This is a genomic window from Echinicola marina (genome assembly GCF_020463795.1).
GTDB lineage: Bacteria > Bacteroidota > Bacteroidia > Cytophagales > Cyclobacteriaceae > Echinicola > Echinicola marina.
In genome coordinates this window covers 1,631,146-1,644,211 of record NZ_CP080025.1, presented here as the reverse complement: position 1 = coordinate 1,644,211, position 13,066 = coordinate 1,631,146, and the positions used below count along the sequence as shown (strand labels likewise).

Below are 13,066 nucleotides of genomic sequence, written 5' to 3'. Positions count from 1 at the left end.
ACTAGCTACTAAATTACTCTTCCCATTAGTGGATCAGAAATACTATCCTTGCCTGTCTCCAATCTTCCTGCATACCGAATTCCGAAATTATCCAAGCCCGGTACATCAAGTTTAAAGTCATACCAGCCTTGGTTCTTGGAAATATCCAAAGTGAAGCTTTCTGATGAGTCAGGCTGAACAGTGAAGGTTTTCTCCAGTTTCTGATAAGAATCATCCGCCAGTCTTAAGTTCAGCGATTGTAGCCCACTGATGTTATTTACGGTGATTTTAAGACTGTCTGTGATTTCCTTTCGTTTTTTGATAGGTTCACAACTGATGCTCACTCTTGGTCCTTGGGCATTGCCCATAAACTCTCTGTAATATCCATTAGGCCCATAAACCCTCAGGTGATACTCACCTGCCTCAAAAGCCTCCAGTGGCCACTGATATTCCAATTCATCACCAGATTTCACCGCAAATGCCCAGGTTCTCACTGGCTCAAAGGCTGCTTTTTCCTTATCCCAATAATTGCCGGGAGCATATACATTAAATGGAGCACCTAAAGCTTCCTCTCCAAACAGTTCTTGGGCAGCCTTAAACCGAATAACAAAATGCTTCCCGTCTTTACTCAATTTCCCATCAGCATATAGCTCATATTTTAGAGCATTGGAAGGCTTTGTTCCCTGCTCTTGCTTTGGCAAAATATCACTGCCCTCAGGATTTTTCCCAACTTCCCTGGCTTCTTCCTCTGAAAGGGTAGCAAAGTTTTTGGGTAAGTCCTTAAACTGGGCATTGAATATCTGCTGCACATGCTGGTTTCTGTCTAACCACTCCGGTAAATTGATGTCTTCCCCATTATAAGGTCTGAATACGGAGGTAAGGTCACCGCTAATTTCCCTTCTCCAAGTACTGATATTTGGCTCCTCCACCTTCTTACCCGTTTTCTTGGACAACCATTTCTCCATAAACTTAATCGTAGAGGTGATATCACAAACCTGTGAATTCACCCAGCCTCCACGACTCCATGGAGAGGCTATCACCAAAGGAACCCTATATCCTAGGCCTACTGGGCTGGTCCTGGCATCTCTATCCTTAAATCCCACAGCTAACTCTTCTTCTTTGGTCACAAACTCACCGGTCACATCCAAACCTTCTGATACTTTTCCACTATCAGCATCTTTGGGATTAGGCGCTACAAATGGTGGCACATGGTCAAAATACCCATCGTTTTCGTCATAGTTCAGAATAAAAATGGTCTTTTTCCAAACTTCCGGATTTTGGGTCAGGATATCCATTACCTCAGACACATACCAAGCTCCATACCAAGGAGCACTAGGGTGATCAGAGAACTTTTGGGGAGCTACCACCCAAGAAACCGTAGGTAGCTTACCTTCTTTAACATCTTTCCTGAATTGATGTAAAATATCCCCTTTGGGTACCTTGGTTTCTCTGGCCTCTCCATTCTCTGTATAGGACAAGGTTTCTACTTTATGATAATTGGGATCGCCAATATTGGTCACAAAAGCCTTTTCATGTAAGCTCTTCTCTCTTGGAGAAAGCTTTTCAAATTGCTTTGGATTCCACTTGCTTATATAAGTTTTTAATTGAGCAAGGTCCTGCTTTTTCTCAGCTAATTTCTTAACTAAATCCTCTTGGTCTTCGTTTGGACGTTTTATTTGCTTTTCCAGTTCCTTGATCTCTTTAGGGAGACTCTTTTCTCTCTTTTTCAGATAATCATAATGACCAGGACTAAAACGCACGCCAAACTGCGAGAACCATTCCAGGTTATTGTCAGTAAAATTGGAAAGTAAGGAGTAATCCTCCACATCTGCTCCTACACTCACCTCATTTTGATATACCTTCCAAGAGATACCATTGTCTTCCAATCTCTCTGGGAAAGTTGGCCAATTTACTTCATTATTATAGCCCATTTCACCATTTCGAACCTTTGCCTTGGCGCCGTCCGGATGGGTCCTTCCTGTCCAAAAATAATTTCTGTTGGTCGTAGTCCCTGTCAAAGAAGCACAAAAATGCTGGTCACAAACTGTAAAAGCATCCGCTAAAGCATAGTAAAAAGGGATGTCCTCACGGCTATAATAGCCCATGGTCATAGGCACATCCCTAAATTCCTTCCTGCCAGATCTTTTGGCTTCTATCCAGCCATTGTATTTTCCCTCATTACGGGCATCCACTTGGTTTTCCCAGGAATGTGGAATATCCCTCATCCAAGTAGCCTTGGTATCTTTAATATCAAATCTAAAAGGGGCAAAGCGGTTGCCATTTTTATCAGGTTGCAACCAAACAGGATTTTTATCCGGCAGATTGATTGCCCTCGGATCATTAAAGCCACGCACCCCTTTTAGGGTGCCAAAGCAATGATCAAAGGACCTGTTTTCCTGCATCAACAAAACCACATGTTCTGCATCATAAAAAGTAGTCCCCGGGTCAGGAGAAATGGCCATGGCCCGTTCAATGGACGCTGGCAAAGCGCTCCATATGCCTGCACCGCCAGTTAAAAGTGCCGCTTTTTTAAGAAATTCTCTTCTCGAATCCTTCATATTTAATATCCTTTAGGAACTTAAATTTAATAATATCATGATGTATTCCGCTATCCAATAAAAAAAGTGGAACATTATCGTGTTGGGCGATAATTGTTCCACCTTATTGGTGCTTCTTTGGTTTATATTACTCTAACCACCAAGTCATTTTATTGATTTGATCATTTCCCTCACCAAACTGCCTACTGATCGCTTCAGTGACATTGCTGGCATTATAGTTATACTCAGATTGCGGATAGATCCATCTGTATGGTATTTCTACACCCGCTGGTCTTCTGAATGATGGGTATCCTCCCGTTCTATGGTGATCGTAAAAAGAAGTCCATCCCAACTGGAAGAATGATTGCAAATACTTCTGCATAATAATCAGTTGTAATTGCTCCTCTTCACTTTCTGCCATACTGAAATTATTGATGGGCTTGGCCAGATAAGTTGCAGCAGCCTCTTCACCCACAAAGGACGAATAGTTTTCAGCATACATTTCATAAAACTTAAAGGACGCTTTCACAGCTGACTCATAAAGTTCTACCACATCAGCAGAAATCCATCCTTTGATAGTCGCTTCTGCCAAGATCAATTGCTGCTCTGAATAACCCAAAAGCATATATGGCTCATTTACAGGATCCCTATGATACCGGTCATTTACTTTAGACACATTGCCCTCAGTAGCCTTTTCATTTACCTCAGCATAAGGCGCTGCAGGATCACCCCCCTCATATGCGGTAAAGTCATCAATGGCTTTTCCGGCTTCCTTGGCTGATTTGGTTTGCGTACAATAGATAAACAACCTAGGATCTTCTCGATCTTGAAGTCGTTGCACAAAAGTAGAATCCATATACATACCAGAACTGAAACCACTGGAATTAAAATCAGGATATCGGTTATCCTGCTGGTCCAAAAACACCAGTTGGCCACTTTCCTCTACATTTTCCATTAAAGGTTCGTTCTGATAAATGCTCGCAAACTCACTCAAGCTTACTTCACCCTCTTTCTCTGATAATGTCAACATGACCTTAAGACGGAAGGCATTTACCAACTTTCGCCAGCCCATGATATCTCCGGCATAGATGATATCACCTGCAATGATTGTATTCTCCTCTTCCAAAATTTCACTTGCTTCCTTTAACTCGGACAGTATGCCTTCAAAAACCGCTTTCTGGCTATCATATATAGGTTGGTAGTTTTGCTCTAGCTCACCTTTCAGTGCAGCAGAGTAGGGAACATCACCAAAAGTTAAGGTCAAATTATAGAAATAATATGCCCTAAAAAACTTCCCTAGCGCCATATAAGATGGCTCGCCAATCCTTTCGCCCTCCTCTATCATCTTGCTCACATCCCTTAGCACAGCATAAGGCCCGTAACTTCCTCGATCCCATTTATAATATTGATTGGCATTCTCGCCATCAGTTTGTACTAACATCTTCAATGCATATAAAGGGGAGGTTCCTCTGTATGCCCTGAAAGCATCCCATTCAATTTTGGTCAGTAGCAACTGAGGGTGCGTCTCAGTTGGTAAATTGGGGTTGATGTTCATCTCCTCTAAATTTTGACAGGAGGAAAGCCCAACCAACAATAAACATATCACTAATATATTTTTCATTTTTTCTCTTTTTTCTTAGGCTGGAAAATCAATTAAAAGGTAGCGCGAAGGGTGAAACCAACATATCTGGAAGATGGGTCCTGTAGGTTATTATCATCTCCATAATCAGGATCCAGTAAAGGCATCTTTTTCCACATGGCCAAATTATATCCGTATACAGACAGATCAAGCTTTTTGATTTTTTCAGAAGTCATGATATTCATCAAATCATAAGTCACCGAAAGTCTTCTCAACTTGAAATAAGAACGGTCATAAACATTGGCAAAAAGCTCACTTTCGTCTTCAGTCACCTGGGCACGGTAAGGATAAATCTGGGACCAAGTTTGCCAGCTTACAGCTGTGGTGTTCTGGGTGTATTCACGAGTGTCAGAAATAATGTTTCCATCTACGTCCCTAACCAACTCTCCGCCAGTAACCACTACACCCTCAGGAACATAAACTGGTTCTCCAGCTGCATATTCTTCATCTCTGTACAATACAGAATTCGGGTGCTTTCCTCCCCACCACATTTTCTCTATGGTCAAGGAACGAATCAAGCCACCCCAAGCACCATCAATATCCATATCTACTCTAAAGTCTCCTACTCTAAACCTGTTCTGAAGACCCAATCTCCAAGATGGATCCAAATGACCGATTTTGCTTGGGTAAGGGTCTCTAGTTGGCAAACCTGTATTGGCATCCAGAATCACTTCACCATCAGCACTTTTTTGCCAAACCGTGGCATAATAAGCATCAGCCCTATCTCCAACACTTAAGTTCCCAAATTTTCCACCATCCCCATAGATATCGGTGATCTTCTTCACATACCGGGTCCAGTTCATTCCTATATCCCAACCGAATTTATTATGATCAATCGCATTGAAATTAACCATGGCCTCAAAACCATTGGTGGTATATTCATTGCCGTTAACTTTTCTAGAAGAAAAACCAGAAGCTCCAGAAATACTCAGGTCAATAATCTGGTTCTCATCCAAAATCCTGTAATAGGTGCCTTCCAAGGTCAATCTTTTCTGAGCAAAAGAAGTAGAGAAGCCAGCCTCAAAGGATGTGGACTTCTCAGGCATGATCTCCGAATTCACCAATCCAGATGGGTAGTATACAGATGGTGTAGAACCGTATGTCACCCCCTTTTGATAGGTAGCATAGATACTGTATGGGCTCAAATCACTGGATACCTGCGACCAAGAACTGTACACCTTCAAATAGTCCATTACCTTAGGCAATCTGATGAATTCAGAAAGCATGGCACTCAGGGAAGCAGAAGGATAGAAGTAGGAATTAGTGGAAGTTGGCAAAGTAGAGGACCAGTCATTTCTTCCTGAGATATTCAAGAACACTGAATTCCACATATCAAAGTTCACTGAACCATAAGCACTTCGAATAGCCTTTTCCTGAAAAGAATTTCTTGCTTGAACTGGTCCTTGGGTATTGCTCAAACTATAAATATCTGGAACAATCAAACCATCTGAAGAAGCATATTCCTGCTGATAGGTTCTATAGAAACTGGAACCACCGGCATTTACCGTGAAGGCAAAATTATCACTAATGTTCTTATTATAAGAGGCCAAGATATCCGTATCCAAATTCAACCTGCTATCATTCCACATCTTATAATCACCATTTCTGGAATCACCATAGTTCATATAAGACTTTGGACTTTCCATGTCGGAAAACACCCTGTACTCTCTAGCGGAAATCCTACCTTGGACATATAAATCAGGTGTAATCTGGTATTTCAATTTCAATTTACCGTCCAAAGTATTTTGATTGTGCTGTTGGTTTAGCTCATGAGCTGCGAAGTATACATTATTATACCAAGCATAGTTATAGTTGGCTTGACGATAACCCTCGAGCCCTGGCACATACATATGGTCTCTAAGATCCTGACCATTAACATCATCACCCATCCAAATCAAAATGGTGTACATATGGTTTTTTGGTCCATAGCCATATCTTGGGTAATTAGGTGAATACACTTTATTATAACTCAAGGTAGCGTCCAACTGAAGATTACTGGTCAAATCAAAAGAACTGTTAAAGTTCAGACCACCAGTGTTAAGAGAGGTATTTGGAACCTGTCCTTTTTGGTAGGAATAATTTCCAGAAAAATAAAACCTGGATTTTTCACCTTGATAAGCCACTGAAAAATCATTTTTGGAAACCACACCAGTCTTCAAAAAGTCCTTCAAGTTTTCATGTCTTTCCCATGCGATTGGCACTCTTTCGTAACGAGACTTATCATCATAAACCGTTCCGGCAACATTTCCGTACCATTCGATCACTTCTCCAGTCTGTAAATCTCTAATAGGACTATTCCACTGTGGGATCATCACACCAGGTTCAAATTTTGGTCCCCAAATCATATCACCATCTGAGATACCTCCATCAGCACCATCCCAGAATTCATATTTGCCATTTGATCCGTTACCATATTCAGTCTGTGTTTCAGGGAAAACTGTAAAACCCGCCGTCACCATATTACTGGTAGAAGCAGTGACGGTCAAACCTTCCTTGGAAGCATTTTTTCTAGTGATCAGGATAGCGCCATTTTTACCTCTTGCACCATAAAGAGCAGATGCCGCGCCACCTTTTAGGACGTTGATGCTTTCAATGTCCTCAGGAGAAATATCAAACAAATCAGTCTCCACTGGAATACCGTCCAAAACGATCAAAGGCGTCTTGCCCCTTAATTGAAAAGACGGAGATTGAAAAATACCTGTTGGGTTAGTTACTGTCAAACCAGCCACTTGACCAGAAAGAGCATTTCCTAAGTTCATGGTTCTGGACTCACCCAAAACCTCGGTGTTCACTTCTTGGGTAGCATAACCCAATTTTTTCTTTTGCTGTTTGATACCAATAGCTGTAACAACTACTTCGTCCAAACTTTTCTGATCTTCCTCCAAAACCACATTGATAAGGGAGCGACCATTTACGGCTTCTTCTTTTGAAGTGAAACCGATAAAACTGAATTGTAGGACAGCATTTCTGTCTGCATTGATTTTGTAATTTCCTTCAAAATCCGCAACAGTACCATTTGTGGTCCCTTTGATCATAACCGTAACACCAGGAAGGCCTGCCCCCGAAGCATCTGTTACTTGACCCTTCACTAAATCCTGCCCCGATACCAGTAAAGGGAAGTTCATCAGTAAGAAAATAAAAACTGTAAAAACGTGTTTCATAAGTTAGTGTGAATTATAAAATTTAAACAATTGATTTTCAGGTAAATAATCACTTATAAATGGTTTACTAGGAGTAATTTGGTCGCAAAATTAAAAGTCTGATTAATGGGGAAGACATAAGGGCAATTATGAATTCTTTAATTGCGTTTGGATATCCTTAAGTAAAAATTAATACAAAAGAGCTGGCCTTCGCTACCCACAAATACCCATAGCCTCAAATCAATATTTAGTATTAAAAAAGGTCAACAAAAAATGATTACACTCATCATAAAACAATATTTTAACATCAATAGATATATTATCCAAAGGTTAAAGCAACAACCAAAACCTTCAGCTTATCCATGCTCAATTTGGTTCATAGGGGAAAAAGATCATCCATTAAATAGGATGAAAAGAGAAGTAGGTATTTAGAATAAACTACACCTGAAAAAGCGGTTAAAAAAATCATCCCTAGCCAGTCAAGGATCAAGCGGAAAAGTGGGCGATTAACAGCCTTTAGGTAGTTCGACAGTGCATATTTACACTGATCAAAACCTTACAAACCCAAGTGTATAACCAAATATCAGTGTTCATCCTTTTATCTGTGGTCAATATTATTTGTCCACAAATGAACATACAATACCTAGATGTTATAGTTTTTTCAAATAGGTTAGCATTGAACGATTATAGTATAGAAATTTTTATAACAAGTATTTTAAGAGTTGCCCCATATGAAATTTCCTTGATTCCCAATCAAAGCTTGATCCCCTGAAAAAATAGACAAAAAAAAGGCAGGTAGACCCTACCTGCTTTTTCAAAATTAAATCAACCGCATATTTAAAATCTTATTGACAGAAATATCAGTTTTTCACCAATAATTCCTTTGTCAACTTATTCAATGCTTCCACCTTATATTCAAAATCTCCTTTTAAGGTATCTCTATATTCATTAATGTTCTCCACCATTTCATTGATATCATCTGGAATGACCTCCTCCAAAAACTGCCTCAACCTCTTAGCTGTAGTAGGTGATTTACCGTTCGTACTGATGGCAATTTTCACATTGCCTTTGGTGACAATTCCACCTAAATAAAAGTCACATAATTCAGGAGTATCAGCAATATTTACAAGTAGATTTCTAGCTTTTGCATCCACTTGGATTTGCTTATTGACCTCCCTATCATCAGTTGCTCCGATAACAATATGTCTATTATCAAGGTATTTTTCCGCATAAGCATCTTCCACTAGAGAGATATTTTCCCTTTCTCCAGCTATTTTCTTAATCTCATCGGAAATCTCCTTGGCTACGATGGTGACTTTTGCATTTGGACTGGATTTGAGTAAAAAGGACAACTTCTCTAACCCAACATTACCAGCTCCTACTATTAGGGTATTAAGCTGTGCTACCTTAAGGAACACAGGGTAAAGCTCATTCATTGTGTTATTATTTTTTTGTGATAAGCACAATTAGGGCATCAAGATATTAATAATATATCAATACTCTCGCTTAATTTATGGAAAAAGCTAAACTTTTATCGCTTCTTGATAAATATTCATCAGTTTAGGGCTTTCTCTGACCACCTCTCCAACGATTATAATCGCTGGAGCTCCCACACCGCTCTCTACTACTTTTTTCTCAATATTATGAATATGACCGGCCACTATTTTTTCGGACACCGTAGTACCATTTTGAATCAGAGCAATAGGTGTATCCTCTTTTCCCAAGGCAGTAAACTCCTGGACAATTTCATGTAGCTTTTTAGTGCCCATTAAAATCACCAAAGTAGCAGTAGATTCGGCTGCAATTTTAATATCCCGGGATAGTTGTCCAGAAGAAGTGGTTCCCGTAATCACCCAAAAGCTTTCCGATACCCCCCTTTTGGTCACTGGTATTCCTTGATAAGCTGGTACCGCGACACTTGAAGTGATCCCTGGGACAACTTCCGTTTCTATCCCAAACTGCTGAGCATATTCAATTTCCTCAGCGCCCCTCCCAAAGACAAATGGATCACCGCCTTTCAGCCGAACCACATGGCCGTACTTCAAGGCATATTCCACTATCATCTTATTGGTGTTATCCTGGGGATTTAGCTTACTTCCCTGCCGCTTGCCCACAAAAACCTTGATGGCATTAGCTGTCGCATGCTTCAGCAAGGACTTATCTACCAGTGCATCATATAATATCACATCCGCCTTGCCCAGTGCCAATACCCCTTTTAGGGTGATCAACTCGGGATCACCGGGGCCAGCACCGACCAAAGTTAATTTTGGAGTGATTTTAGGGATCATGCTTCTACTTCTTTAGCTCTATAATCACCGATAATATGATATACTTTTTCTGCCTTGGCATAATAGGCTTTAGCAAATTCTTCTGTAGGTTCATTTTTCTGAAGCTCATATACAACATCAGCAAAACTTGACCCCAAATCGATTTTACCAGTAGAGACAAAAATCTCATCAAACTGGCTTACAATATTCGCATAGGAATTTGCTGACTTTCCTTCAGAAATCATGATCGCCTTGGCTGCATTTACCAAAGTAGCATAGGTATGGTAAATACTATCAGACCATTTCCTTTCATTCAGACTGTCTTCAGCATTGGCCAATTTCTCCCTTGCTTCCAATAGCAAGGTAGCCACCAAATCAATCACCACACCGGCACACTCACCTACACCTACTGCCTTCACATATGCTTGCTCATTGCCCCAGTCTATGTAATCTGCATCTACCACATCATCCGTACTGGCCAATGGCTTCAGCTGTTCATAGAAATACATTTGACCCTGACGATCATAATAATTTACAAATGCCTCACCTTTCTCAGCATTCTTATCAAAGTCATCTAAAATGACTCTCAAGGCCTGAGGTGCTCTCTTACTTGGAATTTTAATTACTTTATCAGCAAATCTTCCTTCACCATCTCCGAGAATAGCACCTCCCAAAAGTACCTGAAGGGCAGGAATCACAGATTTGCCCACTTTGATGGACATACCCTGGAAACCAATAGCGGCCATATTGTGCTGACCACAAGCATTCATACAACCCGAAATTTTAATGCTCAAGTCCTTATTGAACAGATGTTGTGGATATTCTTTTGCAATGACTTCTTCAAGGATATGGGCAGCACCAGTACTACTGGCAATACCCAAATTACAAGTATCAGTACCTGGACATGCAGTAAGGTCTCCTAAAGTATTATAACCAAAAGCCACAAAATCCAACTTTTGCAATTCTTGATAGAAGAATGGCAATGCTGCCTCCTGTACATCTCTGATCAGGATATTTTGTCTTAAAGTAAGACGGATCTCATCATTGGCATATTTACTCACCAAATCAGCCAATTTCCTGGCCTTATCAGTGTAAAAATCACCTAAATGTACCTTAATACCGATAGAAACATAACCTGCTTGCTTTTGTGAAAGCACATTGGTCTTCAACCAGTTTTGGTAAGCTTCGCCTTCTGGAACCGCTACTGCCGGTACCTCTGGAGTAGCAATTTGATTCGTAGCCTCATAGGCTTTATAATCGATTGGATAAGACTGGAACTGTAATGCTTTTTGCTCTTCCTCTACCAATCTCAAAAATTCCTCTACACCAATGTCCTTGATAAGGAATTTCATCCTGGCTTTCATCCTCTTGGCTCTTTCACCGTGTCGATCAAAAATCCTAACAACTCCCTCAATAAAAGGAATCAATTTATCTTCAGCTAAAAAATCAGTGATGATGTCGGCATTTCTAGGTTGCGACCCCAATCCTCCGCCAAGCATCACTTTGAAGCCTCTTTGCTCCTGACCATCTACTGTCTTTACCTTTGGAATAAAACCAAGGTCATGAAGATAGGATAAAGCAGTATCCTCTTCACTGGCAGAAAAGGCCATCTTGAACTTTCTGCCCATTTCCTGACAGATAGGATTCCTAAGCATATACCTAAAAGTGGCATCTGCATAAGGCGTAACATCAAAAGCTTCTTTGGGATCAATCCCTGCTGTTTCTGAAGCAGTGACATTTCTGACCGTATTTCCACAGGCTTCCCTCAAGGTAACATCATCCTTTTCCAGTTCCGCCCAAAGTTCAGGCGTTCTGTCCAAACTCACATAATGAATCTGGATATCCTGACGAGTAGTGATGTGCAATCTCCCAGTAGAAAATTCATCAGAAACCTTACAGATCCTGTGCAGCTGCCTGCTGGTCACTTTGCCATACGGCAATTTGATACGGATCATCTGCACCCCTGGCTGTCTTTGACCATAAACTCCTCTGGCCAGTCTGAGGCTCCTGAATTTTTCCTCATCTATTTTACCGTCCTTGAAAAGCGCAATTTTCTTTTCCAGTTCGATAATATCTTTTTCCACAACGGGATTTTCTATTTCTGTTCTAAAACTTTGCATAGTGGTTATAGTATTTGGTTTTGTGAATGAACCTATAATCGCCGAATTCCTCAGCGCCGGTTCTTCCTACTGGATGAAACCTACACTGGTAGTATCAAATGACGCTTCATCGATTAAAATAAAACTTCCGTTTGACTTACTATCCTTGTAAGGATCAAAGTGAATGGGTTTGCTCAACCTGAAATTCACTTTACCAATATCATTTAGCTTCAACTGATCTGCTGCTTCCTCTCCAGTGAAATCAGTATGTACCAGGCCGTCTATACTGTCCACCTTAGCCAAAACCTGATTGACACCATGTTGAAGAATATATTTTGCACCCACTCTCAATGGTTTACTGTTTACTTGACAGATCGTTGCGCTAAGTTGTTTTTCCGACTTAGGCAATTCATTGGATTTCACCAACATATCACCCCTGCTCACATTCACTTCATCTTCGAGGGTAATGGTCACCGAACTTCCTGCTACAGCCTCATCAAACTGCTGGTCAAAGAATTCGATGCTTTTGATTTTACTTTGGGTAAAAGAAGGTAGAACCGTGACATCATCCCCTACCGAAAGACTTCCTCCGTACAATTTCCCTGCAAATCCTCTAAAATCATGGTGGGTATCAGTCTTTGGTCTTATCACATATTGTACTGAAAAGCGGGCAGTACCATGATCATCCAGTTCATCTATTTCAAGGTCTTCCAAGTATTCCAATAAGGAAGGGCCTTGGTACCAAGACATTGTCTCAGATCCACTGGCAATATTATCACCATGTAGGGCACTTACAGGGATAAAGGTAACTTGGTCGCTAGAATAATCACTTTTCTCGATCAAGGCCTCAAAATCCTTTTTGATATCTTCAAAAACTTGTTGGTCAAATTCCACCAAGTCCATTTTATTGATCGCTACGATCACATGACCAACCCTTAACAGGTTATTGATGAAAAAGTGACGGTACGTCTGCTCGATCACACCCTTTCTAGCATCAATCAAAATGATGGCCACTTGGGAAGTCGAGGCACCGGTCACCATATTTCGCGTGTATTCCACGTGACCTGGAGTATCCGCGATGATATAATTGGTTTTATCGGTATTGAAATAAATATGGGCTACATCAATAGTAATTCCCTGCTCTCTCTCCGCAACCAAGCCATCTGTTGCCAAAGAAAAATCAAGGTAATCATATCCTTTTTGCTTGCTGTTGCGCTCTATGGCCTCCAGCTTATCGGTGGTCAGGGAGCGGGTATCGTACAACAACCTTCCGATTAGGGTACTTTTACCATCATCTACACTTCCGGCCGTTGCAATATTGATCAGTTTTCTATTTTCAGTACTCATGGTGTTCTTTTTAAAGGGATTTTTGATGCTTACAAGTCCAAGTTTGGATGACTAGGAC

General features: G+C 40.7%; 7 protein-coding genes. All 7 read right to left on the bottom strand.

Annotation, left to right across the window (positions count from 1 at the left end; genetic code table 11):
* Nucleotides 1-8: 8 nt before the first annotated feature.
* Entirely contained in the window at nucleotides 9-2,537 is a 2,529-nt protein-coding gene (locus KZP23_RS06955) for a phosphocholine-specific phospholipase C (RefSeq protein ID WP_226335371.1), read from the bottom strand.
* A 127-nt stretch (nucleotides 2,538-2,664) separates the two neighbouring features.
* Nucleotides 2,665-4,137, bottom strand: a complete 1,473-nt coding sequence (locus tag KZP23_RS06950; RefSeq protein WP_226335370.1) for a SusD/RagB family nutrient-binding outer membrane lipoprotein — start codon at nucleotides 4,135-4,137, stop codon at nucleotides 2,665-2,667.
* A gap of 32 nt (nucleotides 4,138-4,169) precedes the next feature.
* The gene (locus KZP23_RS06945) at nucleotides 4,170-7,316 is read right to left on the bottom strand and encodes a SusC/RagA family TonB-linked outer membrane protein (protein WP_226335369.1); all 3,147 of its coding nucleotides are present in this window, start codon (nucleotides 7,314-7,316) and stop codon (nucleotides 4,170-4,172) included.
* 839 nt (nucleotides 7,317-8,155) lie between these two features.
* Entirely contained in the window at nucleotides 8,156-8,731 is a 576-nt protein-coding gene (locus tag KZP23_RS06940; RefSeq protein WP_226335368.1) for a precorrin-2 dehydrogenase/sirohydrochlorin ferrochelatase family protein, read from the bottom strand.
* 87 nt (nucleotides 8,732-8,818) lie between these two features.
* Entirely contained in the window at nucleotides 8,819-9,583 is a 765-nt protein-coding gene (gene cobA / locus KZP23_RS06935; RefSeq protein WP_226335367.1) for a uroporphyrinogen-III C-methyltransferase, read from the bottom strand.
* Nucleotides 9,580-11,682 (bottom strand): HEPN domain-containing protein, encoded by a 2,103-nt coding sequence (locus KZP23_RS06930; RefSeq protein ID WP_226335366.1) that lies wholly within the window; start codon nucleotides 11,680-11,682, stop codon nucleotides 9,580-9,582. Before KZP23_RS06930 ends, cobA begins: the two co-directional genes overlap by 4 nt.
* A 66-nt stretch (nucleotides 11,683-11,748) precedes the next feature.
* Nucleotides 11,749-13,008, bottom strand: a complete 1,260-nt coding sequence (locus KZP23_RS06925; RefSeq protein WP_226335365.1) for a sulfate adenylyltransferase subunit 1 — start codon at nucleotides 13,006-13,008, stop codon at nucleotides 11,749-11,751.
* Nucleotides 13,009-13,066 lie beyond the last annotated feature (58 nt).